This is a genomic window from Sulfitobacter sp. M05, from assembly GCF_029285175.1.
Lineage (GTDB): Bacteria > Pseudomonadota > Alphaproteobacteria > Rhodobacterales > Rhodobacteraceae > Sulfitobacter.
The window spans coordinates 188441-214983 of the sequence record NZ_JABEDH010000001.1 but is presented as its reverse complement, the minus strand read 5'-3'; the positions used below and the strand labels follow the sequence as shown (position 1 = coordinate 214983).

Here is a 26543-nt window from a genome sequence, read left to right as displayed (position 1 = left end):
TTGTTACTCCGCAGCCTCGATCCCGCCCATACAGATGTACTTCAGCTCCATGAAGTCATCGAGGCCATGGCGCGACCCTTCGCGGCCAAGCCCGGATGCTTTGACACCCCCAAAAGGTGCTTCTGCGGTGGAAATCAAGCCCGTGTTCACGCCGACCATGCCATAATCCAGCGCTTCGGATACGCGCCAGACGCGGGCGTGGTCCTTACTGTAGAAATAGGACGCGAGCCCAAAATCAGTGTCATTTGCGGCGTCGATAACCTGTGCCTCGGATTTGAATTTGAACAGCGGTGCAACCGGACCAAAGGTCTCTTCGGAAGCGAAGGCCATTTCAAACGTGACATCCGTCAGAATGGTGGGTTCGAAGAAAGTGCCACCCAATTCATTTGCCTTTCCACCCAAAAGGACAACGGCCCCCTTGGAAGTTGCGTCTTTGATATGATCCTTAACCTTGGCGACTGCTGCATCATTGATCAGGGGGCCGAAGACCGTCCCGTCGTTAAATCCATCCCCTGTCGGTAGTGACGCAACCTTCGTGGCAAGTTTGTCGGCGAAGGCGTCGTAAACGCCTGCTTGAACGTAGATACGGTTCGCGCAGACGCAGGTTTGGCCGTTGTTGCGGAACTTTGCGACGATAGCGCCTTCGACAGCGGCATCCAAATCGGCGTCGTCAAAGACAATGAAAGGCGCGTTGCCTCCCAGCTCAAGCCCAAGTTTCTTGATCGTTGGTGCGCATTGCGCATAAAGTTTCGCGCCGACGCCCGTGGACCCCGTGAACGTCAGTTTGCGAACGACAGGGCTGTCGGTCATGACCTTGCCGATGGTTGCGGCATCGCCGGTAATGATCGAAAACAAACCAGTAGGCAGGCCCGCCTCTTCGCCCAAAACCGCCATAGCGATGGCGGAAAACGGGGTGAGTTCTGACGGCTTGAGGACCATTGCGCAGCCCGCCGCAAATGCAGAGGCGGCCTTGCGAGCAATCATCGCATTGGGGAAATTCCACGGCGTGATTGCGGCGACAACGCCGATGGGTTGTTTGACGGTCAGAATACGTTTGTCGGGTGCATGGCCCGGGGTGATGTCGCCGTATGCGCGGTGGGCTTCTTCGGCGAACCATTCGATGAAGGACGCACCATAGGCGATCTCGCCCTTGGCTTCAGCCAGCGGTTTGCCTTGTTCGGCGGTCAGGATACGGCCAAGATCATCCTGATTGGCCATCATCAAATCAAACCAGCGGCGCAGCACGTTGCTGCGGTCTTTGGCGGTGCGCGCGGCCCACTTCTTTTGCGCAAATACTGCGGCATGAATTGCCTCCTCGGTCTGCGATGATCCAAGGTCGGGCACATATCCCAGAACCGCACCCGTTGAAGGGTAGGTGACTTTGATCCCGTTTCCGTCTGCTTCAATCCAACGGCCCCCAACGGGGGCCGCTTCTCGAAACAGGTCAGGATTTTTCAGATGCAAATCTGTCATGGGGCAATGATCGGGCTTGCTTTTATCTCAGAGTCTTTCTGATCAACGCCAACAAACGCGGTCCCATGTTTGAACCAGCTTTCTGGGGCCTTAGCACCCCAAAGCGTTTGGCGCTGGGGGTCTTGCAAATCCCACTTGATCGGCTCCAGATCAGGGTCGACTGTCTGATAATCGGAGCAGTAAATCTCAATCCGGTGACCATCAGGGTCAAGAATGTAAAGGAAGAACGCGTTGGAAATCCCGTGGCGACCGGGGCCGCGTTCGATGTTGTCCACATAGCCCGTGGTCGCCATCAGATCGAGCAAATCGATGATATTCAGCGGGGTCGGCACCCAGAACGCAACATGGTGCATGCGTGGCCCTGTCCCGTTGGTAAACGCCATATCATGCACGCCGCCCTTGCGGTGCATCCATGCAGCCCAAAGCTTTTTGCTGTCGTCATCTTCGGTATATTCCGTCACGCGGAACCCGAAATCGCTGTAGAAATCCACCGACGCATCCACGTCGTGGCTAAAGCAGTTGAAATGGTCGATCCGCAGCGGCTTCACGCCACGATAGAGCGCATATTTCTGGTGGATCGGTTCGAGCCGGTCCATCTTGTGGTAAAATTCCAGCGGAATTCCCATATTGTCGGACGTCAGGAGTGTTTTGCCCTGATAGGGGCGTTCGACCCAAGACGTTGGGCGGCCTTTGGATTTAAAATAGGCCTCTGCGCGGTCCAGATCAGCCTCGTCAAAGGTCTTGAAGCCCATCACTTCGACCGTACCAGGCTGGTCGGATTTTTGCAGGATGATGCAGTGGTGACCACGCTCTTCCATGGCCCGCAGATACACATGGCTGTCGGACTCATCCGTAACCTGAAGGCCAACGATATCCGTGTAAAACGTGCGTGACGCGGCAAGATCTTTGACGTTTAGGCATACATGGCTGAGACGAATTGTATTAAAATCAGGATATAGATTTGGTGCGGGAACAGGCATCAGAGGGCTCCTAGTTTTGTGATCTTGTGTTGTCCGGTCGCAAAGCCGATGTGCTTCTGCTCCATGTAGAATTCGAACGACCAATCGCCTCCGTCCCGCCCAATGCCGCTGGCCTTTACACCGCCGAAGGGCGTGGGCAGGTGGCGGACGTTTTCGGAATTGACCCAGATCATCCCGGCCTCAAGTCGATCGGTAAACCGCAACGCACGGGTGAGATCGTTGGTCCAGACATAGCCTGTCAGGCCGTAGTCGATGTCGTTCGCAATTTGCAGCGCCTCGTCTTCGGTTGAAAACGGGATGGACGTCAGAACAGGACCAAAGATTTCTTCTTGGGCGATCCGCATCTGGTTGTTGGCATTGGTGAACAACGTAGGGCGGACAAAGAACCCTTCGTCGCCGATCTTCTCACCGCCGGCCGCCACGGTCGCGCCGTCTTCCTTGGCAATGTCAAAATAGCGGCACACTTTGTCGTAGTGTTCCTGCGTGACCAGTGGGCCGATTTCCGTCGTTGGATCAAGAGGATGCCCAACCTTGATGTTATTGACTCGCGCAATCAGCTTGGCCTCGAATTCCTCGCGGATCGTGTCTTGGATCAGCAGCCGTGAGGAGGATGTGCAGCGCTCACCATTGATCGAATAGATCATAAAGATAACCGCATCCAAAGCGCGGTCCAGATCGGCATCTTCAAATACGATGACGGGGTTCTTACCGCCCAATTCAAGGTGGTTGCGTTTGAGCGTATCTGCACCCTGCTGTGTAATCAGCGACCCTGTGCGGCTTTCGCCCACGAAGGCAATCGCCTTGATCTTCGGATGTTCGCACAGCGCCTTGCCAGCGCCTTCGCCGAACCCATTCACGGTGTTCAAGACACCCGGAGGCAGGCCAGCCTCCTCGGCGATTTCGACTAGCAAACGCGCGGTCAGCGGGGATGCTTCGGCAGGCTTGTGAACCACGGTGCAGCCCGCGGCCAAAGCCGGTGCAATCTTCCATGTGGACAGCATGAAAGGCGTGTTCCATGGCGTAATGACACCAACAGGCCCAATGGGTTTGCGCGTTGTGACATTCATCAACGTCGGTGATTGCAACTGTTGGCCATCGCGGGCCTGAACGACCTGATCGGCAAAATATCGGAAATTTTCGGCCCCACGCAACGCCGCTTTGGACATGAATTTGTAGGTTTGGCCCGTGTCCCAGCATTCGCACAGCGCAATTTCTTCGGCGCGCGCTTCGATGCCTTCGGCCACCTTGATCAGAATTCTCTTACGCTCAAGCGCGGGCATATCGCGCCAAGCAGCAAAGGCATCATGGGCGGCGTTGGCAGCGGAATCAATATCATCGGCGGTGCCTTGGGCCACATCGCAAATTACGGATTTATCCACGGGCGAGGTGTTTTCAAACACACCGTCGCCGCCTGCCACATCCTGACCACCAATGCGGTTCAGAATACCGGTCTTGCGAAACCGCTCCAGAAATCCATCCAGTTTGGTGATATTATCGTTGAGTGCGGTCATGAATGATCCTCCAGATGATCGCGGACGGTGCCGAATTTTGGCGAAAGGTCTGCGTTAATGTCGCGCATTTCAGCAGAAAGCGCGATGGAACGGGTGGCCATGGCGGGGGCCATAAAATCTTTGAGCGCAGCAAATACACGGGTGATCGCATCGCGCTTTACATCGTCGGCGCGGCCTTCGCGCAGCCGCACGGACAGATCGATGAACCCGTGTTTGGGGTCACCATCCGCCATCGACACATGATCAACGCGTGTGGCCCGAACACGAATACCCGGTGTAGGGAAAGTTTCGATCAATGCCGCCTCTGCGCGGATCGCGTCACACAGCGCGGCCATATCCACGACGTCCTCAAGGTTGGCAGAATATTCGATATGGAAGTGCGGCAAGATATTTCCTTAACATGTTAATTGTTGCTAAGTTAAATAATGCTAAGGTGCATTGTCAACTCCTACTTTGCGGTGCATTGGAAGGCGCTACGAGAATTGAGGCACAGATGACCAAACAACTCCCATCGACCGCAAGGTCTCTTCCCATTGCGCTTATCCGCGCGCGCGAAGGCGTGATGTCCCCGATCCGTGACATGTTGGCAGAAACGGGAATCACGGAACAGCAATGGCGCGTCCTGCGAGTCCTCTCCGAATTCGGACGGATGGATACAAAGACGCTCGCGGATCGCTCAAGCTTGCTGTTCCCAAGTCTGACCCGTATTGCGGCGACACTGCGCGAAAAAGGGTTCGTGACCCAAACCCGCGACGATAAGGACAGACGGCGACAGTTCATCGAAATCACGCCCAAAGGTCAGACCCTGATTGACGAACGCACGCCCCACGCGGCCCAAATCGTCGCCGGTTTCAAAGAAACCCTGGGTGAGCAGGATTATGAAAAGCTCCTAGACCTGCTCGAGCGATTGGACCCGGGTGCGCAGTCTTAACGGCGCACGGTTCCGTCCGCACACCAAGCGTCAAAAATCTCCAACGCCTTCGCCGCAAATGCTGCGTCATTGATGTGGCAGTCGATCCGGTGCGTGGAAACATGGGCGGGCAAGGTCGTTTCCAGCTCGTTCAGAAAACCGTCTAGTCCGGCTTGATTGTGCAGTTCTGCACCCTTGCGGTCCCATTCCCCAAGCCCCAGTTCAGGCAAGATAACGGCCGTAGGCGATGTCGCGCCCTCCAATTGGGCGCTGTGGGCGCGGGCCACGGATTTACGTTCCTCGTCGCTGAGCACGATGGAGGTCAACAAACGGTTGTGTTCGTGTTTGGGGTGGTCCGCCCATTTCCCATCCATGGGCTGCCAGCCAACCACATCCACCAGATCACAACAGCCCGGTGCAATTATCTGTGGGGTGCCGGACTTGCCCGCATTGGTCAGTCGGTCTGCGCCTGCCGAGATGTTGGACCCGTTGACGTGATTGCCCAATTCCTGCGTGCAAAAGTCGAACACGCAGGCAAAGGCACCCTGCCCCGCAAGGCTTTCAAACGCGCGGCCACCCATCCCAGTCGCATGGAAGACGGCAACTTCAAACCCGCGGTCTTCCAGCGCGGGTTTTAGCGGTATCACATACTTCAATGCCGATGTGCCCAGCGACATCATCCCGACTAGCGGTTTGTCGGAGTCGGGCATCTGCACGGCGCGCGCAGCCCCCAAAACGGCACCCGCAGCTTGGCTTAGCGATGCCTTACAGACCGAATTTAATCCATACAGTCCGCCTGCCCAAAGGATCATCTGCGTGTCTGCGGCCAGCCGCTCCGCCGGGATCAGCGGAGAAAACGAGACTGTCGAAACAATATACTTCGGCACACCCAGCGGCAACGCAGAAGCAACATCAAGCGCCAGATCGGTGCCCATCGTGCCACCTAGCACGATCAAGCCGTCAAATTTGCGGTCCTGATACAGACGGGCCACCAGCATCGACGCGCCCTTAGCCATAATCTGCATGGCGATGTTTTCACTGCCCGATGCGATTGCGGCCTCAATTGATCCGTCACCTTCCTGCGCGACATCGTGTTTGGAATAATCGCATGGGCTGGATGGATCACCCAGAACGGACACATCCATCGTGACGACCGATCCACCCTGATCCCTGATCACTCCCGCCAGAAACGATAATTCGTCGTCTTTGGTGTCATAGGTGCCTATGACCAGAATGGTTTTATCGCTCATAGTTTGATCCAAGCGGTCTTAAGGTTGATGTATTTCTCAATCGCGTGCAGTGATTTGTCCGACCCGTTTCCAGACTGCCCGACGCCGCCCAAAGGCACGGTGCCATCTGCGCCGCCATAAGTGTTGACGTGCATCACGCCCGTCCGCACATCCCGCACCATGCGGTGGGCACGGCTCAGATTTGCGGTCCAGACGCCACCTGCCAACCCGTAGACGGTAGCATTGGCGATCTGCACGGCTTCGTCGTCGGAATTGAAAGGGGTCACGCCGAGCACGGGGCCGAAAACCTCTTTCTGGGTTAAAGTCGCGTCCGGCGTCACACCTGTCACGATCGTCGGCGCCATATAATAGCCGCCTGTGTCCTGCAAAATGCGGTCGCCACCCGTGACAACCTCACCGCCCTCGCTTTGCGCGGTTTCGACAAACCCGAGATTCTGCATCAGCTGCACTTCGGAATTCACCGCACCAATGGCTGTGTCCACATTCAGTGGATCACCGACATTCATTCCAGACGTCGCCTTGGCAACTGCGGCGACAAAATCATCGTGGATCGACGCTTCCACCAGCAAACGGGACCCGGCGACACAGACCTGTCCGGAGTTGCGGAAAATGCCGCCAGCAACCGCCTTAGCCGCCACATCCAGATCGGGCGCATCCGCGAAAATGATATGAGGTGATTTGCCACCCAGTTCGAGGTAGACACGTTTCATGTTGGACCGCGCGGCGTATTCCATTAACCGCCGCCCCGTCCCGCCGGAGCCTGTAAACACCAGCACATCGACGTCCATCGAAAGGCCCATCGACTCGCCCACGATCTTGCCCTCGCCGGTTACGGCGTTCAACACACCGGGTGGCAAGCCAGCCTCAAGCGCGAGGTCGCACATTCGCATCAAGGACAACGATGCGGTTTCCGACGGTTTCAAAACAACTGAATTGCCCATCGCCAGGGCGGGACCGAGTTTCCAAGCCCCAATCATCATCGGGAAGTTCCATGGGATGATCGCCCCGACAACGCCCACGGGTTCCTTTTGGATCATGCCGAGAATATCCGAAGACGTTGGCGCAATCTCTCCGTAAATCTTGTCCAGCGCCTCGGCGTAATAGCGGATGGTGCCCGCTGCCGACCCCGGCTCGGCCTTCAGCGCCATGGCAATTTCAGTGCCATTATCGCGCACGCCAAGGACGGCGAGTTCCAGCGCGTTTTCCTCAATCAAGTCAGCCCATTTCATCAGCACTTTTTTGCGGGCAGCGGGGGGCTGCCCAGCCCAACGGCGATCTTCAAACGCGGCGCGGGCGGATGCGATGGCGGCCTCCATGTCAGCCGCTGTTCCCTTGGCCGTGGTCGTCAGGACCCGCCCGTCGATGGGGGACAAGATGTCCATGGTCCCGCCATCGGATGCGGGCACATGCTTTCCATCAATGAGATGAGAGAATGGGGCTACGGCTTGCGCACGCAGCGCATCAATTTTCTGCTGGTCCATGGGTCCTACCGTTGTTGGCTGTCATGAAGATCGTGATCTTCGTCTTCGGGTTTATAGGCGTGATATTCTTTGACCAGCGTGCGCGCATGCAAGGCGAGCACCAGAAGGATAATCACGAACAAAATGAACGTAATCGGGCGATCAATCATATCGAGGGGTGAGTTCAGGCGCGGCATCGCAGAGCGAAGCTTGACCTCCATAATGCCGCCTAGAACCATACCCAAGATAATCGGGACGATCGGCAGATTTAGGCGCTTGAGAATCAGACCCAGCACCCCGAATGCCGCCGATATCATGCAGTCTGTCAAAGAATTACGCAGCGAGTAGACGCCAACAAACGACAGGATCAGGATCATCACACCCAAGAACCGTGTCGGCACGCGGATGATCTTTGTCAGCAGGTTGGTCGAAAACAGCAAGAACACCATGACGATCACATTCAACGCGATAAGCGCGAAGTACAGACCATAAACAAGGTCGATGTTGTTCTGAAACAGCTGCGGGCCGGGGATTACGTTGTGGACATAAAAGACCGACAACATCATCGCCGTCAGTGCCTCACCCGGGATGCCTAGCGCCAGTAGCGGGATCATTGCTGCAGCAGGCACAGCGTTGTTGGCGGCCTCGGATGCAACCAGACCTTCGGGGCTGCCTTTGCCAAATTTGTCGGGATCTTTGGACGTTTTCTGCGCGTAAGTATAGCTCATGAATTGGGCAGTGAATTCGCCCGTGCCGGGGATCATGCCCAGAACAACGCCAAAGCTAGAGGCAACGGATGCCACACGTTTGTGTTTCATCAACTCGCGCAAACCGACCAACATCCGCCCCTTGACGGGCTTTGCGTCGGGGCTGCTGTCAGGATTGGTCAAAAGGAAAAACGCTTGGCTAAGCGCGAATAGACCCAGCACCACGACGATCAGGTTCACACCGGAGGTTAGGAACGAATATCCGAACGTGTAACGCTGTGTGTACGTCACGGGGTCCAGCCCGACAGTCTGTAAAAAGATGCCGAACATGGCGAGCATGCCAGCAGCAAAAATCTGTCCGCGATGCGCGAGGATCACAAGGATAATGCCCAAAAGTGCGGCCAAAAATATCTCGCGCGACCCGAACATCGGCGCGATGATCGCCAGTACGGGCGACAGCAGGATCAGACAACCGATGCCAAAAATTCCGCCCCAAAATGATGCGGAATACGCGAGCGATAGCGCGCGGTGGCCTTCGCCGTTTTCTGTCATCGGATAGCCATCATAGGACGTCAGCGCGTTCACCGCCGTCCCTGGTGTGTTGATCAGGATCGCGGGGATCGCGCCGCCATACATCGACGATCCGTAGATCCCCAAAAGCATCGTCAGGCCAACAATCGGATCAAGCGAAAACGTCGCAGGCAGCAGGATCGCAATCGCGACCGCGGGGCCTACGCCAGGGATGGCACCAATGATTACGCCCCCGATAGACCCGATGAACAACGCAAGTATGACGTCCCAACGGGCCAGCATTTCTAGTCCAAGAAAGATGTTTTCCATGTCCCGTGTCCGATCAGAAATAAGTCAGCATGATTTGGCGCAACCCATCCGGCAGCGCATTGTAGATTTGACCAGCGGGCAAATTGACTTTCAGGATCGTCTTGAACAGCAACACGACGGCAATCGAGCAAACGACGGCGATCCCGATCATCTTTCCGCTGCGATATCCTGCGCGCAGCGACAGCAGCACCGCAAAGATAACGGTGGTGGGCAAGTAGCCCGCGTAAGGGACCGATGCGGCATAGGCGATGAACCAGACGGCATATTCAACTGATTTGATCCAGTTCCAGATTGCGCCCCAACGCCCATAAATCCGCTCGGACAGTGCAGACCCAATAAGGTGGAAGGCTGCAAACCCTGTCATGCCAATCAACGACACAGCAGGCCAGAACCGTGGTTGGGCGACAAATTTGCCACGTGATTGATATGCCGTTTGTTCAAACAGCTGGGAAAGAAGGAGAAGTGTAAACGCAAAAACCACCACAGCGAACACAATGTCACCGGGGCGGCGATACCTTTTGAACAGCGATTGAAGTGTCTTGACCCGTGACATGTCCAGCCCTCCCCGACAGACATCGATAAGATCGGGCGACCAAAGGGCCGCCCGATTTCAAGTGCTTATTCAGCCAACATCGCGTCGATACCGCCAAGAGTTTCGATGTCTTTTGCGATTTGATCGACTACTTCGGCTGCTGGCTGCCAATAGACGGCAGCGCCCGTGTCGGCAGCCAACTGCTGTGCGCGATCAGACATCATCGTTTCAGCAGCAACAGCTGCGATCTTGTCCTGCACGTCCTGTGGTGTGTCGGCGTGAACAAACAGACCGTTCCACAAAGCGACATCCAAAGATGGCGCAAGTTCAACAACAGTCGGCGCATCTGGTGTCAACGGGATACGCTCGGACCCGATGGAGGCCAGAACCGTTACATCATCCAGACACGGCAGGATCAGCTGCAAGGTTGTGTTGATCACATCAACATCTCCGGAGGCCAATGTGTTGCAATCAAGGGCGTCAAACGCGGCATCGCCTGCAAATTCAAAACCCATTTCCTTGGCCAGACCGAAGGTTACCTGTGTCGGGACCAATGGCGCACCAAAGTGACCCAAGACAACATCGTTGCCCTGCGCGTGGGCAGACAGTTCTTCAACAGTGGAATACGGCGCGTCGCCGGATGTCGCGATGACAAACGGGTATGTTAGGAAGTTGCCGATTGGCACGAACGGGTCAGGGTTCAGCTCAGGAATACCGATCTGCGGACCAACCACAGGGATCGCGATAATGAACGACCCGACGGTATATCCATCAGCAGGCGCATTCGCGACTTCGATCGCACCGGGGAACGGGCCACCACCCCCACCTGGTTTGTTCACGACAGCCGTCGGCACGCCGTAGGCTTCGGAAAAATCCTCAGCGATCATGCGTGTCAGCACATCTTCCAGATCACCCGGAGGCCACGGCACAACAAACTCGACCGGCTTTTCCGGATATTCCGCCTGAGCGGATCCTGCAACAGCAGCAAGCGCAAGCGCCATAGCGGTCACTGACTTTGTAAATTTAGACATTTCGGTCTCCCTATTGTGGTTCATATATTGAACCGATGTTATGAAAAAAGATTGCCTTGTTAAACGCCTTGTGTCAAACTCTTTTTAATCCACACAGAAAGGGGCCTTCGAAAATGTCATCCGTGACCAAAGCACTTCAGCTTCTGACCCATTTCTCTACTGCGCGTGCAGAAATCGGTTTGTCGCAGCTGTGCCGCATCGCAAAGCGCGACAAGGCTACAACATATCGTCACCTTCAGGCGCTTGAGATTGCAGGGTTTGTTGAGCAGAACCCCTCAACCAAACAATACCGTCTTGGCCCCACCGTTTTACAACTGGCACAGACCCGCGAAGCAACGGTCCCCCGTAAAGCCAGCGCGCAACGCCCCTTGTTAGACCTTGCTGAAGCCACCGGAGAAACATCCCATGTCACCGTTTTGTCAGGTTCTACCGTTTACGGTTTGGCATCCTGCGATTCGCAGCGCCACGGCACCCGCGCCATTATCGACATTGATACGTTTCCACTGCACGCGACGGCATCAGGGCTTTGCTCCGTCGCATTCGGGCCCGAACAACTAATGGACGCGGCGAAGTCAAACCTAACACAGTTCACAGACACAACACCGACCAGCATCGACACGCTCCAAGCCACAGTCGAGTCCGTTCGCAAAACCGGTTTTGGCCACGCAAGCCGCAGTTTCGAGACCGAGGTCGAAGGCCTGTCCGCGCCCTTGTTTGATCAAACAGGTCAGTTTGCCGGTGCGATCTCAGTCGCAAGTGTTGCCACACGGTTCACGCCGGAACTGGAACACACCATCAAAGAACATCTGATCATCGCTGCCCGCGAAATCAGCCACAACTGGGGTGGCATCATCCCGACCACAATCGAGGGCCTTTGGGCCCGCTCGTTAACATCGACACATAAATTGGAAACCACCTCATGAAAGATTCAAACTTCCTGAAAGAGAACAATGGCCGCTTGATGTGGCACCCCATGACATCCCCCAAGGACAGCGCCGACAATCCGCCCAAGATCATTACCGGTTCCGAGGGCGTGAGCATTACCGACATCGACGGTCACAGCGTTGTCGATGGTGTGGGCGGACTTTGGAACGTGAACCTCGGCTATTCCTGCCAGCCGGTGAAGGACGCAATTACAGCACAGCTGGAAAAGCTGCCCTATTATTCCACCTTCCGCGGCACATCCAACGACGTCGCGATTGAGCTGTCCTATGAGTTGTCCGAATTTTTTGAACCCGACGGGATGTCGCGCGCGTTTTTCACCTCCGGCGGATCGGACTCGGTGGAAACCGCGCTACGCCTTGCGCGGCAATATCACAAACTGCGCGGTGAGGCGGGGCGCACCAAATTTCTGAGCCTTAAGAAAGGCTACCACGGCACTCATATCGGGGGCGCATCCGTGAACGGCAACGCCAATTTCCGCACCGCCTATGAACCCCTTCTGCCCGGCTGCTTTCACATTCCGGCACCCTACACCTACCGCAATCCGTTCAACGAAACGGACCCCGAAAAACTTGCGCACCTATGCGTGCAAGCTCTTGAAGACGAAATTGCGTTTCAGGGGGCCAGCACCATCGCCGCCATGATTATGGAACCAATCCTTGGCGCAGGCGGCGTGATCCCGCCCCATAAATCCTTTGCGCCGATGGTGCAGGAGATTTGTAACCGCCATGGTATTCTGCTTATCACAGACGAGGTTATCACCGCCTTTGGGCGCACGGGCGCATGGTCGGGCGCGCGGCTGTGGGGCATTCAACCCGACATGATGTGTACGGCCAAGGCGATTACCAACGCCTATTTCCCGTTTGGCGCGTTGATGCTAGGGCATCGCGTCGCCGAGGTGTTTGAAAACAATCCGGACGCAAAAATCGGTCACGGTTATACCTATTCCGGCCACCCTGTCGGGGCTGCTGCTGCACTTGCCTGTTTGCAAGAGACCAAACGCCTAAACGTGGTGGAGAACGCAGCAGCGCGCGGCACCCAACTGTTCGATGGGGCCAAAGACCTTATGGCCAAATACGATATTGTCGGGGATGTTCGGGGCGGTCACGGCCTTATGACGGCGATGGAAATGGTGTCGGATCGCACCACCAAAAAACCAATCAATACCGCCACGGCCCAGATTGTTCAGGATGTGACCTACGAACATGGCGCGATGGTGCGCATCTCTGGCCCCAATCTGATCCTGTCCCCGCCTCTCGTGCTGACTGAAGATGACGCCCAAATCATTCTGTCGGCAATTGATGCGGGCTTTGCAGCTGCGACGAAAGGCTAGATCATGTCAGACAATTATGTCGCCCTCCTCGGCACCAAAGGCGGGCCGTCCATACGCCCCGGATCGTCCATGCCCATGTCCAATCTGTTTGTGATGAACGACCAACATATCGTCGTGGATTGCGCCCTTGGTGTGACGCGCGGGCTGGTGGATCAGGGGTTTATACTGAAAAACCTGTCCACGATTTTCATCAGCCATTTGCATTCCGACCACTACCTTGAGCTCGGGCCCCTGATCCACACCGCGTGGTGTTCGGGCTTGACAACGATGGTCGATATCTATGGACCCGAGGGCATTCAGGACTATTGGAACGGTTTCGTCGTCTCCATGAAAGCCGATATTGATCTGCGTATCGTGGACGATGGCCGTGATGATTTGCGCGATTTTGTGCGCATTCATGTGATTGATGAAGGCGTGGTGCTGGACCGTGACGGACTGACCATTTCCGCCATCCGCACTGAACACCCCCCCTTGATCGACAGTTTTGCCTTTTCGTTCAGGACTGCCGATCATCATGCGGTGTTTTCCGGCGACACAGCTCCGCTTAAGGCCCTTGAAGACTTTTCACGCGGAGCGGACCTTTTGATCCACGAGGCGATGCTGAAAAGCGCCCTACCCTCGCTTATGGAACGCATCGGCAATGGCAGTGACAAACTGATGCAACATTGGCTGCGCTCGCATACCTTTGCCCACGATGCGGCGATTACGGCCAGAAATGCAGGGGTCAAACGCCTCGCGTTGTCCCACCTGATCCCGTCAGATGATCCGAGCTACAGCCCAAAAGACTGGCAAGACGCCTGCGCGGGCCACTACGATGGCGAGTTGATTGTCGGACACGACGGTATCCGCATCGACTTATGAGCCGCACAACCCACCAACTGATCGCTGATCGCGCCCGTTTGATGGGACCGAACGTGGCGACGTTCTACGACGATCCTGTACATATCGTGCGCGGTGAAGGCGTCTGGCTTTGGGATGCGGACGGGCGCAAATACCTCGATTGCTACAACAACGTGCCCCACGTGGGTCATTGCAATCCGCGCGTGGTCGACGCGATTTGCAGGCAGGCCAGCACGCTCAACACGCACACACGCTACCTGCACGACGGCATCCTTGATTACATCGAAAAGCTGATAGGCACGATGCACGCGTCTCTGGACACCGCGATCCTCACCTGCACAGGATCAGAAGCAAATGACATCGCCCTACGCATGGCCGAGGCTATGACAAGTAAGCGCGGCATCATCGCCACAGACGCCACCTATCACGGCAACACGACCCTCGTCAGTCAGCTTTCCAAATCCAACATTCCGACCGTGGGCTTCGGACTCGGCCAGTATTTCCGGTTCGTTGATGCCCCCGACAGTTACCGCAGCCCTGACCCCGATGGAACGCTTTTCGCGGCGCAGGTCGCGAACCAGATCGACGCGCTGAACGAGGACGGCACAGGCTTCGCCGCCCTTGTCGTTTGCCCCTATTTCCTGAACGAAGGGTTCCCCGACAACCCCGATGGCTGGCTGAAACCGGTGGCGAATGTCGTGCGCAAGGCGGGTGGTCTGCTGATCTGTGATGAGGTGCAGTCAGGCTTCGGGCGAACGGGCACGCACCTTTGGGCCCATGAAAAAATGGGTGTCACACCTGATATCGTTGTGCTGGGCAAACCCATGGCCAACGGTCATCCCGTTGGCGGGGTAGTGGCGAATGGTGATACTATCGCCGCATTCCGCCAGGGTTACCGGTATTTTAACACCTTTGGCGGCAATCCGGTGTCCTGTGCCGCGGCTATGGCGGTGCTTGAGGAACTGCAAGAACAGGACCTGCAAGCCAACGCCAAGACCGTGGGTGACCATGCCCGCACGCGCCTTGCCGCCCTCGCGGATAAACACGACGTTATTGGCGACGTGCGCGGATCGGGGCTTATTTTCGGGGCGGAACTGGTCACGGACCGCGCAGCTAAAACGCCTGCCAGTGATGTGACTGACCGCATCATAAACGCGATGCGCGACCGCGGAATTATCCATTCCAAACTGGGTCGCTACAAGAACACCCTGAAAATCCGCCCCCCCATGCCGTTTTCAATCGAGAATGCCAACCTGCTGTTCGACACACTTGATGACGTGCTGACCGAGGTTGCCGGATGAACGCAACCGTCGACGCCGCTTTGGCACTTTGGGGGCTTTCGGGAGCGTCATATGAATTGGTCGCCGCCCGCGAAAACGCAGTCTATCGGGTGACAACTGGTACGGGCACCTATGCCCTGCGGCTGCACCGCGCGGGGTACCGCAGCGATGCGGAATTAACTTCGGAACTTCTGTGGATGGACGCCGTCGGCACGGGCGGTGTGTCCGTGCCAGCACCCGTCGCGGCCAAGTCTGGCGCGTTTTTGCACTGCGTCGATGGCGTGCAGGTCGACGTTCTGAGCTGGCTGCCCGGTGACACGCTGGACACCCTTCTTCCCCAATCCAACAACAAAACCCAACTTAAGCTGTTCCACGATCTCGGACGCGAAATGGCACGCCTGCATGCGGCTTCAGATCGCTGGCAGCCTCCCGATCAGTTTACGCGGTGCGTGTGGGATCGTGACGGGCTTGTGGGGCAAACACCGCTTTGGGGAAAGTTCTGGGATAATCCCGAACTGACACCGCATGATCGAGACCTGCTTATCTCGTTTCGCGATCGTGCTTACGGCGATCTGGCCACACAGTCGGAAACGCTCGACTATGGTTTGATACACGCCGACCTCGTTGGGGCGAACGTTATGGCAAACGACACGGACCTGCTGTTTATCGATTTTGACGATGGCGGCCACGGCTACCGCATCTTTGACGTCGCCACAGCGCTTTTCAAACATGCAGACGCCCCCGACTATGAAAGGTTAAAGCGGGCGTTAACTGACGGCTACAGAACGATACGATCCATCGATCTGTCATCGCTCGAACTTTTTATGGCCTTGCGCGCGGCAACCTATGTCGGCTGGAACATCACCCGCATGGACGAAGACAATGGCCAAACACGCAACGCGCGCTTTGTAAAATCCGCAACACTACATGCTGCCGCCTATCTGAACGGGCGGTAAGCGGCAATCGCAGACAGCAACGAAAGGGACCTACATGCAGTATCACCTCAACGGGTTCAAGCCGGGCAATTACCAAGTTCCTGATGCAGCACGCAAAGCATACCCCAACCCACCAATCAAAGACCTGCCGACCACAGTTGATGTGCTGATTATTGGCACTGGCCCTGCCGGCCTGACGATGGCGCGCCAGATGTCAGAGTTCAACGATATCACGACCTGCATCGTGGACATGGCTGACGGGCCGCTCCTGTTTGGCCGCGCGGATGGTATTTCGTGCCGCACGATCGAGATCATGGAAGCTTTCAACAGCAGTGAAATGGTTGTCAAAGAAACCTACAAACTGAAACAGAATACATTTTGGGAACCGGACCCAGACAATCCTGTGCACATCAAACGCACCGAAAAGATTGATGATGCGCGGGCCGGTTTGTCCGAATTCACCCATGGTATCGTCAACCAGGCGCGACTGCATGAACTTCTGAGTGACGGCATGGCAAATTCGATCACCAATTTGCGCCCACATTGCAGTCGCGAATTGCTTGAGTTGGTGGTGAATGACAGCCTCACGCAGGATCCATCAGCGCACCCGATCACCGCAACCTTTCGGCGCACGGATAACGCAGGCAAAGACAAACGCGAAACCATCAAGGCACGCTTTGTTGTTGGCTGTGACGGCGGGCGTAGCCGTGTGCGCAAAAGCCTCGGCATCACGCTTGAAGGGGACTCGGCGAACAAGGCATGGGGCGTGATGGACATCCTGCTGAACACGGATTTCCCTGACATTCGCGTCAAAAGTTTCATCCAGTCCAAAGACCATGGCGCCGTCATGATCATCCCGCGCGAGGGTGGCTATTTGTGCCGCTTCTACGTGGAAATGGACGTCATCGAGAAAGAAAAGCGCGCGTCCGAAGTCGACATCACCGAACAGGATTTGATTGCCAAAGCACAGCAGATTTTCCACCCCTACACTTTGGACGTCAAAGAGGTGGCGTGGTGGTCCATTTATTCCGTCGGACAGCGCATCGCTGATCGGTTCGATAACCGCCCGGCGGACAGTTCAGACGAAATCATTCCGCGCGCCTTCGTGGCGGGCGATGCCTGCCATACCCACAGCCCCAAGGGCGGTTGGGGGCTGAACACCTCCCTGCCCGACACATTTAATCTGGGCTGGAAAATGGCGGCGGTCCTTCAGGGCAAAAGCGCGCCCCAACTGCTTGCCACCTATGCTACCGAGCGTCGCAAAGTCGCCCAGCAGTTGATCAATGCCGATAAAGAATTATCGAAACTTGTGGCAACACGTCCCGCCTCTGCCGCCATAACGGATGACGCCCGCGTGGACACCGCTGAAATCGAAGCGTTCATGAAGCGCCAAAGTGGCTTCGTCTCAGGCACATCCATAGAATATTTTCCGTCCTACATTTGCGCGGGGCAAGAGCATCAACGTCTGGCGTCTGGTTTCAAGATCGGGCAACGCTTTCACTCGGCCGTGGCGACACGCCTTACTGACGGTGCGACCCAACACCTTGGGCATCTGGTCAAAGCGGACGGGCGCTGGCGCATCTTTATGTTCACGGGTGATGGAGATCCTACACAACCTTCATCTGCCGCTTATAAATTCGCCAACTACATGGAACATGATCCCGCATCACCAGTTCAAAAATACACGCCAGCGGGGGCTGACATCGATTCAGTAATCGACACATATGCCGTCTTTCAAGACAAGGCGCTTTCGATGCACGACCTGCATAGCCTTCATTGCCCGGCTACCAGTGCGCTTACTCTGGACTTCTAAACAATCGCGCACGTTGTTGCGCTGGAAGCCCTCTGCGATTCAAAAGCCAAAACCGACGATAACGGTGCTTCCTAGAATGAGCTTTAACAAATCATCTTCCCTTCATTTTTCATCGCACCCATCCCCACAATCGTTGCTGGTAACGTTGGCGCACGGAACCGCTGCAAGGTGAAGGCCAAATAGATCATAGGGACTAAGCGCGAATAAATCAGCATGCAGCAAGGCATCTCCGCGCGGCACCCCGGATCTAGGCAACAGGTCAGCCTGTTGATCAGGGGGAGGAATACTGAGCCGCAGGTACTGTGTTTGGATTGCTGGGCAGCACCTCAGAGGCGCTCAACACGCCAAGACCTTAGCCCGTTTTTGCCCCCTATGGCCCGCTAAGCCGCCCAAGCGAGCCGCGTATTTTAATCTTGCTTTCCAACGGGGCGAAAGGGCCGCTGATGCCGCTTTCTACCATGTCGATCAGGGCGTTGGCAGAGGCACGGCCCATTTTGCGGTGCGGCACATGCACGGTGGTCAACGCAGGCGAGACAATGCGGGCAAGTTCGATATCATCAAACCCGGTGATCGACACACCCTCAGGGATGCGGATTTTCATCAAACGGGCCCGCTGCACCGCGCCCGCGGCCAAAACATCGTTACCGCACATGACCACCGTGGGAGGCACATCCGCGGCCATAAGCCGCGCAAAGGCCTCCCCACCCTCCTTAATCCCGTAAGGCACTTCGATCACTTTCAGGTTTTCCGCCGGCAAACCCTTCGCCAGAAAGGCATCCATCAATCCTTCGACCCGCCGCTGAGCGCGATCGTTGCCCTGTGTCACGCCGGAAATGACGCCAATGCGCCGGTGCCCGTGATCCCAAACCAGCTCCCCAAGAGCACGCATCGAGGCACGATTGTCGAATCCGATAGATGGTAGCGGATTGTCCGCTTCATACGCCCAAGCAACCAGAACCGGCATATTGCGCGAGGCCAGATAGTCATAAATCGACGCATCCCGCGCATATCCGATCAACAGAATGCCATCCGCCCCCCGCGCCACCAAACTGCGCAGCTGCTCTTCTTCGATCTCGGGGCGGTAGGAAGAACTGGAGACCAGCAAGGTATACCCGCGTTCGTGCAGCTGCTCCTGAAAGGCCTGCAGACCCCTGGCGAAAATCGCATTTTCCATCGTCGGGATGATTGCGCCAATCGTAAAGGTGCGCCGCGCAACCATCGCGCGCGCGCCGAAATTCGGCGTGTAGCCGAGGCGAGCAACCTCTTTCAGCACCCTGTCTTTGGTCGCCTTTACCACCACATCGGGTGAATTGAGGCAGCGCGAAACAGTCGCAGTCGAGACACCGGCGGCTTTGGCCACATCGTCAAGCGTCGGTATGGTGGGTTTTTTGGGCATTATCCGCCTTGGGCGAGGTCCATTAAGGGTCTTTACACCACTGGGCGCGGCGTTTCCACGGGGTTTGTCGATACACCCCAAATGTAAGCGCTTGCATTTCATATTGCAAGCGCTTACAAGGCAACAACACCGACAGATAGGATCCCAAAGACATGAAGCGCGAATATCTCAAGAAAGCCACGCTGACCGCAGAATCGGACGCCTCTCAAACCCATGAAACGGTGAAGGCCATCCTTGATGACATCGAAGCAGGCGGCGACGCCAAAGCGCTTGAATATGCAGCGAAATTTGATCGTTACGAAGGCAATGTGATCCTGTCACCCGAGGAAATCGAAGCCGCCTGCGCTCTGGTGCCGGAAAGACTTAAGGCTGATATCCGCTTTGCGCATGACAATGTGCGCCGCTTTGCCGAAATTCAGAAATCCACCCTCACCAATGTGGAAATGGAAATCGAACCGGGGTTTGTTGCCGGTCAAAAGGCGATTCCTGTGGACGCTGCCGGATGCTATGTGCCCGGCGGACGATACAGCCATATCGCCTCTGCCATCATGACGGTGACCACCGCAAAGGTTGCGGGATGCCGGCATATCGCGGCCTGCTCTCCGCCGCGGCCGGGCGTCGGCGTCGCCCCGGCCATTGTCTATGCTGCGCATATCTGCGGAGCCGATAAAATTCTGGCGATGGGCGGCGTTCAGGGGGTTGCGGCAATGACCTTTGGCCTGTTCGATCTGCCCAAGGCCAATATCCTTGTTGGCCCGGGTAACCAATTCGTTGCCGAGGCAAAGCGGATCCTGTTTGGCCGTGTCGGCATTGATATGATCGCCGGCCCAACCGACAGCCTGATCCTTGCTGACAAAGATGCCGATGCGCATATCGTTGCCACAGACCTCGTGTCACAGGCCGAACATGGGTACAATTCACCGGTATGGTTGGTCACCGACGATCGCGCACTGGCGCAAAAAGTGATGGAACTGGTGCCCGGCCTGATTGCTGATTTGCCAGAATTGAACCGCGAGAACGCATTCGCGGCATGGCGTGACTATGCCGAAGTGATCCTGTGTTCGGATCGCGAAGAAATGGCCGCCTGCTCGGACGATTACGCCCCTGAACACCTGACTGTTCAAGCCGCAGACCCGGATTGGTGGCTGGATCGGTTGACCTGCTATGGTTCGCTGTTTCTGGGCGAGGAAACCACCGTGTCTTACGGCGACAAGGCATCCGGCACCAACCATGTTCTGCCGACCTCCGGTGCGGCGGGCTATACAGGCGGGCTTTCGGTACATAAATACATGAAAATCGTCACATGGCAGCGCAGCACCCGCGAGGCATCCAAACGCGTCGCCGAGGCCACGGCCCGCATTTCGCGCCTTGAAGGCATGGAAGGACATGCCCGCGCCGCAGATGTGCGGCTGGCCAAGTACTTCCCGGATGAAACCTTTGATCTTTCCGCAGATCACGCATGACCGATCCGCGTGCCCTTTTTGACCTGACCGGTCGGGTGGCCTGTGTGACTGGTGCCAGCTCCGGCTTGGGACGACGTGCGGCCCTTGCCCTTGCGCGGGCCGGTGCCAGTGTTGTCGGGGTGGCGCGGCGCAGAGAGGCATTGCACAGTTTGGTCGAAGAGATCGGCGAAAAAGCGGCAAGCGTCACCGCTGACATCGCCGACCGCGATGCCGCCTGGACCCTTTGCACCAGCGTATCCGCCCCTTTTGGCAGCCCCGACATCATCGTTCATGCTGCCGGTATCAACACACGCCAGATCGCAGATGACGTGACGGCTGAGGGATGGGACCAGACGCTGGCATTGAACCTGACCGCGCCGTTTTTTCTGTCGCAGGCATTCGTGCCCGCGATGCGCCTCAAGGGGTGGGGGCGCATTGTGAATTTTGCCTCTCTGCAAACCACGCGCGCCTTTCCCGGTGGCATTGCTTACGGGGCCAGCAAGGGCGGTATCGGGCAATTGACCCGCGCCATGGCCGAGGCCTGGTCCCCGCATGGGATCACTGCAAACGCCATCGGTCCGGGGTTCTTTCCAACCGAGTTGACGCAAACAGTTTTTGATGATCCAGACCGTGCCTTTCGCAATGCGGCGCAAACCTGCGCGGGGCGCAATGGCACGCTGCAAGATCTGGACGGCCCCCTGTTGTTCCTGTGTTCGGAGGCCTCGAATTACGTGACCGGTCAGGTCCTGATGGTCGACGGAGGGTTTTCGGCGAAATGAAAGCTTTGGTTTATGACGGCGTTGAAACATTGGGGTTCCGTGATGTGCCAGACCCCGTGTGCCAAGGCGAGGACATACTGATCCGGGTCGAGGCCGTTGGCATCTGTGGGTCTGACATGCACGCCTTTCTCGGACATGACGCACGCCGCCCCGCGCCGCTGATTTTAGGGCACGAGGCCGCAGGCGTGATCGAAGACGGGCCTTTGGCCGGCACCCGCGTGACGGTTAATCCACTGGTCACCTGCGGCACCTGCCCCGCCTGTCAGGCGCAGCGTGAAAACCTTTGCCCCAGCCGCGAGATTATCTCGATGATGCCGCGCGAGGGTGCCTTTGCCCAATACATCACAATCCCGGCCAGCAACCTAGTGACCGTGCCCGATACAATCCCCCTTGCCAAAGCGGCCATGGCAGAACCGCTTGCCGTCAGCTGGCACGCTGTACGTCTGGCACTTGAGGCGTTACCGGCGCAGTCCGAACGCCGCGCACTGGTCATCGGCGGGGGCGCAATCGGTTTGGCGGCCTCTCTCGCACTTAAGGCGCAGGGGGTGACGGATGTGACCATTGTTGAACCCAGTGCAGCCCGGCGTGCGTATTTGCACAGCACCTGCGGTGAAACCGTACAGGAACAAGCCAGTGGTGCCTATCCGCTGGTGATCGACGCGGTCGGATATGCCGCCACCCGCGCGCAGGCTTCGGCGCTTGCAGCGCCGGGCGGTGTGATCGCCCATGTCGGTCTGGGGGAAGATGCCGGCGGCCTTGATGTGCGCCGCATGACCTTGCAGGAAATCACCTTTATCGGCACCTATACATACACAGCGCAGGATTTTCGCGATACTGCACAGGCTATCTTTCAAGGCCGGCTGGGCGCGCTGGACTGGTGCGATATCCGCCCGCTTTCAGACGGCGCGCAGGCTTTTCAGGACTTGCGCAACGGACAGGTGGCCGAACCTAAGATACTACTGACCCCATGGCCCTAGATACCGCATAATTTCGCATTAACGCCAATCAGGAAAGGCATCCCATCATGAACATCGACAAGAAGATCACCGATGATCTTGTCGCCAACGACATTTCGTTTGTCACCACCGTGCCCTGCAAACAGCTGGCCGGTGTGATTGACGAAATCGACGCCCGCGATGAAATCTTTCACATCCCCTCCAACAAGGAAGACGAAGGGATGGGCCTGTGCGCGGGTGCTTTCATGGGGGGCAAACGCCCCGCGATCATCATGCAGAATACGGCAATCGGTGTCACCATCAACACATTGGCGACCCTGATCCAGTATTACCGAATGCCATTGCCGATGCTCATCTCCTACCGTGGAGAGCTGCGCGAGCCGGTGGCCTGTCAGGTTGAAATGGCCGTGCATACCAAGGCGCTGCTGGCCGAGATGAAAATCCCGACCTACCATTTCCACCATCAGTCGGATGTCGAGGAATTCGACGCCATTCTGAAATACACCTTCATGTGCAACAAACCGGTCGCGATCCTGACCGATGCCAATTTCTGGGGAGGCTATGGCGACCAATGATCAGATCAGAAATCCTGCGCGAAATCGCGCCCATCATCCGTGACCAACTGGTTGTCTGTAACATCGGTCTGCCCAGCCAAGAACTGCATATGATCGACGACCAACCAACCAACTTTTACATGTTGGGGACCATGGGCCTGTCGTCTTCCATCGGTCTGGGGCTGGCTCTGTCGCAAGACAAGACCGTCATCTCGATCGACGGGGACGGTTCCGTCCTTACGAACCTCGGCACCCTGCCGACCATCGCCAACAACGTGGCCGACAACTATATTCTGTTGATCATCGACAACGGGTCTTATGGCTCGACCGGCGATCAGCCAACCTATGCGGGCAAGAAAACGTCACTTACCGCAGTCGCCAAAGCCTGCGGTTGCGAGAATGTGATTGAGGTGCAGGACAAAGACCTTGGGCCGGTCCTGCAATCCGCCATCGACAGTAAAAAGATGACCGTGATCGTGTGCAAATGCGACAGCGGTAATATCAAGCTACCGGTCATCACCATGGATCCGGTGGTCATTCGCGACCGGTTCATGAAAGCCGTCGCAAGCTGATGTCGGCCCACGCCATCCACTCGGCGCAAGACGCGCGGCGCATTGCCAAACGTCATCTGCCGTGGATGGTATTCGACTATATCGACGGGGCCGCCGGTGGTGGAAACGGCGCATTGCGCAACCGTGCGGCGCTTGATGCCCTCACCCTGCGGCCCCGCATCTTGAAAGACGTGCATCAGCGGTCACTGGCCGTTGATCTTTTCGGGGCCAAGGCAGAACGCCCCTTTGGCATTGCCCCGATGGGCATGTGCAACCTCTCTGCCCCCGGGGCCGACCTGATGCTGGCGCGGCTTGCTGCACGGCATAAGGTCCCGCATGGGGTGTCTACTGTCGCCTCCACTCCGCTGGAAAAGATCATCGAAGTGGCCCAAGGACATGCGTGGTTCCAGATCTACTTTAGCGGTGATGGCACCGGCACTTTCAAACTGATCGAACGCGCCCGCGCGGCTGGATATGAAACGCTGGTGTTGACAGCGGATGTGCCCGAAGTGGGCCGCCGCCCCCGCGAATTGCGCCATGGTTTCAAGATGCCCTTCCGGCTGGGCCCGCGCCAGTTCATCGATTTCGCCCTGCATCCACGCTGGTCACTGAACACGCTGTTCAAAGGCAAGCCTGAGATGGCGAATTTCCAGATGCCGGGATATGATTTTGACCGTACGGAAAGCCGCGCCCGCGCTGATTGGGACACGCTGCGCCAGATGCGCGACCGCTGGCCGGGAAAGCTGGTAGTCAAAGGCGTACTTGATACCGAAGACGCGATCAGCTTGCGCGATGCAGGTGTCGACGCCGTGCAGGTTTCAAGCCACGGGGCACGCCAACTCGAAAGCGCCCCTGCCCCAATCACGGTGCTGGGCGATATCCGCGCCGCTGTGGGGCCTGAGATGCCTGTCTTTTTCGACAGCGGTCTGCGCTCAGGCGAAGACGTTCTGAAGACCCTGCATGCCGGTGCCGATTTCACGTTTCTTGGCCGCATCCTGCAATTTGCCATCGCCGCCGGCGGCGAAGACGGGCTGCACGCGCTTTGGCAGGTCTTGAGCGACGAACTTAGCATTGCAATGGCGCAAACCGGCCTTTCCAACCTGACCCCCTGACAGCATCTTGCCAGGTCGTCTGAAAAAGAACTTGTTGGTTACAAAAGCAACTATTACTCAGCCTTCATTCCGCCCGCATTTGCGGCAAGAACCAGTATACGGGGAGTGTTATGGTTGCGTCACGATATGAGACTGCGTTCAAGCTTTATCCTTACGAAAAAGTAGAGGCGCAAAGCGGCGCGCCCGTGCGTCATCCCGTTGTCATTGTAGGTGGCGGACCTGTTGGTCTGGCGCTTGCCCTTGACCTTGGCAAGAAAGGCACGCCGGTTCTGGTTCTGGACGATCACGATGGCGCCGGTCTGGGCAGCAAGGCGATTTGTTTTGCCAAACGCACGTTGGACATCGCGCACCGGCTTGGTGCTGGCGCACCGATGGTCGACAAAGGTGTGGTGTGGAATGTCGGGCGGGTATTTCGCGGCGAAGGGCAGCTGTTTGGGTTTGACCTGCAACCGGAAGACGGCCATCGCAACCCGGCCTTTATCAACCTTCAACAACCTGATTTCGAACGCTTTTTAGTGGATGCAATCCGTGCAGCTCAGGATGCCGGTGCCCCGATTGAGATACGCGGGCGGAACCGGGTAACGGCGCTGCAAACCCATGCTGCCCATGTCACAGTTGACGTGGACACGCCCGACGGCCCCTACCAGCTTGAAGCGGATTACCTGGTTGCCTGTGACGGCGCGCGTTCGGGTCTGCGTGATATGATGGGCCTGTCGTTTGATGGGCGGGTGTTTGAGGACAACTTTCTGATTGCCGATGTGCGGATGAAAGCGGATTTCCCAACCGAACGCTGGTTCTGGTTTGAACCGCCCTTCAAAGGTGCAGGGCAATCCGCCCTGCTGCACAAACAACCTGACGACATTTGGCGGATTGATTTTCAGCTGGGCTGGGACATTGACCGCGCCAAGGAGCTGGACAAGGAAAACATCCGCGCCCGTGTCGACGCGATGTTGTCCAGCCAGACCGGGACGGTACCGGAATATGAACTGGTATGGACCTCAATCTACACCTTCCAATGTCGCCGCATGAAAAGCTTCCGCCATGGGCCGGTGTTCTTTGCCGGCGATTCCGCGCACCAAGTCTCGCCTTTTGGCGCACGTGGTGCCAACTCCGGCGTGCAGGACGCAGAAAATCTGGCGTGGAAACTGGATCTGGTGCTGAAAGGCATCGCAGACCACCAGTTGCTGGACACCTATGCCCCCGAACGGGAGTTTGGTGCAGATGAGAACATTCTGAATTCCTCGCGCGCTACGGACTTCATGACGCCGAAATCAAAGATCAGCAAAGCCTTCCGCAATGCGGTGCTGGATCTGGCAGGGAAACATGCCTTTGCGCGTCCGTTTGTAAACTCGGGCCGTCTGTCGGTGCCCTGTGTCTACGATGATTTCCCGCTCTTTAGCACCGATGCGCTGGAGGGCCCCGCAATGACACGTCCGGGTGCGCCCTGTGTCGATGCCCCGGTTGATGACGGATACCTTCTGGATCACCTGCGCGGCTTCACCGTGCTGGCAATTGGCGGGAACAAGCCGCAGCCGGTCACGGCCCATGGTATCGAAACACGCGTTGTGCATATCTCCGCCCCTTCCGCGCTATTGGCGCAACGCTATCTTGGCGGGCAGGACGCAGGTGTTTACCTGATCCGTCCGGATCAACATGTCGTCGGGCGCTGGCGTGAATTTGACGCCCAGACCGTGCAGGACGCCCTTACAACGTCAATCGCAAAGGATTGAACATGACCGTGAATCTTGAGCCGAATATCCCTGACCCAGATGGGTTTTACGACGAATTGCTTCAGGCACATGCGACGCTGAGTGATGAGGAAAGCGACGCCTTTAACGCACGTCTAATCCTGACACTGGCAAACCACATCGGCGACCGCGGTGTTCTGCGGGCGGCAATTGAGGCGGCAAAGTAAG

The 26543-nt window shown here is 57.0% G+C and carries 25 protein-coding genes; 15 read left to right on the top strand and 10 right to left on the bottom strand.

Translation table 11 applies throughout. From position 1 onward, the window contains the following. Positions 1 to 3: 3 nt before the first annotated feature. Genes HKX44_RS01065 through HKX44_RS01050 form a run of 4 tightly spaced genes read right to left on the bottom strand, consistent with a single transcriptional unit; the run spans position 4 to position 4350 of the window. Positions 4 to 1473: an NAD-dependent succinate-semialdehyde dehydrogenase gene (locus HKX44_RS01065; protein WP_276149458.1), complete on the bottom strand. Its 1470-nt coding sequence runs from the start codon at positions 1471 to 1473 to the stop codon at positions 4 to 6. Next, complete coding sequence (hpaD, locus tag HKX44_RS01060; protein ID WP_276149457.1) at positions 1470 to 2453, bottom strand: 3,4-dihydroxyphenylacetate 2,3-dioxygenase; 984 nt, start codon at positions 2451 to 2453, stop codon at positions 1470 to 1472. Before hpaD ends, HKX44_RS01065 begins: the two co-directional genes overlap by 4 nt. After that, positions 2453 to 3964: a 5-carboxymethyl-2-hydroxymuconate semialdehyde dehydrogenase gene (gene hpaE, locus HKX44_RS01055; protein WP_276149456.1), complete on the bottom strand. Its 1512-nt coding sequence runs from the start codon at positions 3962 to 3964 to the stop codon at positions 2453 to 2455. The genes hpaD and hpaE overlap by 1 nt, the downstream gene beginning before the upstream one ends. Then, positions 3961 to 4350, bottom strand: a complete 390-nt coding sequence (locus tag HKX44_RS01050; RefSeq protein ID WP_276149455.1) for a 5-carboxymethyl-2-hydroxymuconate isomerase — start codon at positions 4348 to 4350, stop codon at positions 3961 to 3963. The genes hpaE and HKX44_RS01050 overlap by 4 nt, the downstream gene beginning before the upstream one ends. A 107-nt stretch (positions 4351 to 4457) precedes the next feature. Between HKX44_RS01050 and hpaR the strand changes: the two genes are divergently transcribed. Next, positions 4458 to 4895 carry a homoprotocatechuate degradation operon regulator HpaR gene (gene hpaR / locus HKX44_RS01045; RefSeq protein ID WP_276149454.1) on the top strand — a complete coding sequence of 146 codons (438 nt, stop codon included), beginning with the start codon at positions 4458 to 4460 and terminating at the stop codon, positions 4893 to 4895. Here the strand turns inward: hpaR and HKX44_RS01040 are convergent. The 5 genes from HKX44_RS01040 to HKX44_RS01020 form a co-directional block, all read right to left on the bottom strand. Next, positions 4892 to 6124 (bottom strand): Tm-1-like ATP-binding domain-containing protein, encoded by a 1233-nt coding sequence (locus HKX44_RS01040; protein ID WP_276149453.1) that lies wholly within the window; start codon positions 6122 to 6124, stop codon positions 4892 to 4894. The two genes, hpaR and HKX44_RS01040, sit on opposite strands and share 4 nt — an antisense overlap. Further along, positions 6121 to 7605: an aldehyde dehydrogenase family protein gene (locus HKX44_RS01035; protein ID WP_276149452.1), complete on the bottom strand. Its 1485-nt coding sequence runs from the start codon at positions 7603 to 7605 to the stop codon at positions 6121 to 6123. The genes HKX44_RS01040 and HKX44_RS01035 overlap by 4 nt, the downstream gene beginning before the upstream one ends. Positions 7606 to 7610: 5 nt before the next feature. Next, positions 7611 to 9131, bottom strand: a complete 1521-nt coding sequence (locus HKX44_RS01030) for a tripartite tricarboxylate transporter permease (RefSeq protein ID WP_276149451.1) — start codon at positions 9129 to 9131, stop codon at positions 7611 to 7613. A 13-nt stretch (positions 9132 to 9144) separates the two neighbouring features. Beyond that, the gene (locus HKX44_RS01025; protein ID WP_276149450.1) at positions 9145 to 9684 is read right to left on the bottom strand and encodes a tripartite tricarboxylate transporter TctB family protein; all 540 of its coding nucleotides are present in this window, start codon (positions 9682 to 9684) and stop codon (positions 9145 to 9147) included. A gap of 65 nt (positions 9685 to 9749) precedes the next feature. Further along, the gene (locus HKX44_RS01020) at positions 9750 to 10694 is read right to left on the bottom strand and encodes a tripartite tricarboxylate transporter substrate binding protein (RefSeq protein WP_276149449.1); all 945 of its coding nucleotides are present in this window, start codon (positions 10692 to 10694) and stop codon (positions 9750 to 9752) included. 113 nt (positions 10695 to 10807) lie between these two features. Here HKX44_RS01020 and HKX44_RS01015 point away from each other — a divergent pair, with 113 nt between their 5' ends. From HKX44_RS01015 to HKX44_RS00990, 6 genes are read left to right on the top strand one after another with little or no spacing between them, the layout of a single operon-like run. After that, entirely contained in the window at positions 10808 to 11617 is an 810-nt protein-coding gene (locus tag HKX44_RS01015) for an IclR family transcriptional regulator (RefSeq protein ID WP_276149448.1), read from the top strand. Further along, positions 11614 to 12969, top strand: coding sequence for an aspartate aminotransferase family protein (locus HKX44_RS01010; protein ID WP_276149447.1), 1356 nt, complete (start codon positions 11614 to 11616; stop codon positions 12967 to 12969). Before HKX44_RS01015 ends, HKX44_RS01010 begins: the two co-directional genes overlap by 4 nt. Positions 12970 to 12972: 3 nt before the next feature. Further along, the gene (locus HKX44_RS01005; RefSeq protein ID WP_276149446.1) at positions 12973 to 13830 is read left to right on the top strand and encodes an MBL fold metallo-hydrolase; all 858 of its coding nucleotides are present in this window, start codon (positions 12973 to 12975) and stop codon (positions 13828 to 13830) included. After that, positions 13827 to 15110, top strand: coding sequence for an aminotransferase class III-fold pyridoxal phosphate-dependent enzyme (locus tag HKX44_RS01000; RefSeq protein WP_276149445.1), 1284 nt, complete (start codon positions 13827 to 13829; stop codon positions 15108 to 15110). Before HKX44_RS01005 ends, HKX44_RS01000 begins: the two co-directional genes overlap by 4 nt. Then, entirely contained in the window at positions 15107 to 16045 is a 939-nt protein-coding gene (locus tag HKX44_RS00995; protein WP_276149444.1) for a phosphotransferase, read from the top strand. Before HKX44_RS01000 ends, HKX44_RS00995 begins: the two co-directional genes overlap by 4 nt. Before the next feature lie 34 nt (positions 16046 to 16079). Next, positions 16080 to 17837 carry an FAD-dependent monooxygenase gene (locus HKX44_RS00990; protein ID WP_276149443.1) on the top strand — a complete coding sequence of 586 codons (1758 nt, stop codon included), beginning with the start codon at positions 16080 to 16082 and terminating at the stop codon, positions 17835 to 17837. Positions 17838 to 18207: 370 nt separating this feature from the next. On the opposite strand, the gene HKX44_RS00985 is transcribed toward HKX44_RS00990, so the two are convergent. Continuing rightward, positions 18208 to 19233, bottom strand: coding sequence for a LacI family DNA-binding transcriptional regulator (locus HKX44_RS00985; RefSeq protein WP_276149442.1), 1026 nt, complete (start codon positions 19231 to 19233; stop codon positions 18208 to 18210). A gap of 152 nt (positions 19234 to 19385) precedes the next feature. Here HKX44_RS00985 and hisD point away from each other — a divergent pair, with 152 nt between their 5' ends. The 8 genes from hisD to HKX44_RS00945 all read left to right on the top strand — a co-directional run bounded on the left by hisD (position 19386) and on the right by HKX44_RS00945 (position 26542). Then, complete coding sequence (hisD, locus tag HKX44_RS00980) at positions 19386 to 20696, top strand: histidinol dehydrogenase (RefSeq protein ID WP_276149441.1); 1311 nt, start codon at positions 19386 to 19388, stop codon at positions 20694 to 20696. Next, positions 20693 to 21454, top strand: a complete 762-nt coding sequence (locus HKX44_RS00975; protein ID WP_276149439.1) for an SDR family oxidoreductase — start codon at positions 20693 to 20695, stop codon at positions 21452 to 21454. Before hisD ends, HKX44_RS00975 begins: the two co-directional genes overlap by 4 nt. Continuing rightward, positions 21451 to 22431, top strand: a complete 981-nt coding sequence (locus HKX44_RS00970) for an alcohol dehydrogenase catalytic domain-containing protein (RefSeq protein WP_276149438.1) — start codon at positions 21451 to 21453, stop codon at positions 22429 to 22431. The genes HKX44_RS00975 and HKX44_RS00970 overlap by 4 nt, the downstream gene beginning before the upstream one ends. A 47-nt stretch (positions 22432 to 22478) precedes the next feature. Beyond that, the gene (locus HKX44_RS00965; protein WP_276149437.1) at positions 22479 to 22985 is read left to right on the top strand and encodes a sulfopyruvate decarboxylase subunit alpha; all 507 of its coding nucleotides are present in this window, start codon (positions 22479 to 22481) and stop codon (positions 22983 to 22985) included. Continuing rightward, positions 22982 to 23536 carry a sulfopyruvate decarboxylase subunit beta gene (gene comE / locus HKX44_RS00960; RefSeq protein ID WP_276149436.1) on the top strand — a complete coding sequence of 185 codons (555 nt, stop codon included), beginning with the start codon at positions 22982 to 22984 and terminating at the stop codon, positions 23534 to 23536. Before HKX44_RS00965 ends, comE begins: the two co-directional genes overlap by 4 nt. Further along, positions 23536 to 24627 (top strand): alpha-hydroxy acid oxidase, encoded by a 1092-nt coding sequence (locus HKX44_RS00955; RefSeq protein ID WP_276149435.1) that lies wholly within the window; start codon positions 23536 to 23538, stop codon positions 24625 to 24627. Before comE ends, HKX44_RS00955 begins: the two co-directional genes overlap by 1 nt. Before the next feature lie 110 nt (positions 24628 to 24737). Further along, positions 24738 to 26357 carry an FAD-dependent oxidoreductase gene (locus HKX44_RS00950; protein ID WP_276149434.1) on the top strand — a complete coding sequence of 540 codons (1620 nt, stop codon included), beginning with the start codon at positions 24738 to 24740 and terminating at the stop codon, positions 26355 to 26357. A gap of 2 nt (positions 26358 to 26359) precedes the next feature. Then, positions 26360 to 26542 carry a DUF2783 domain-containing protein gene (locus HKX44_RS00945; RefSeq protein WP_276149433.1) on the top strand — a complete coding sequence of 61 codons (183 nt, stop codon included), beginning with the start codon at positions 26360 to 26362 and terminating at the stop codon, positions 26540 to 26542. Position 26543 lies beyond the last annotated feature (1 nt).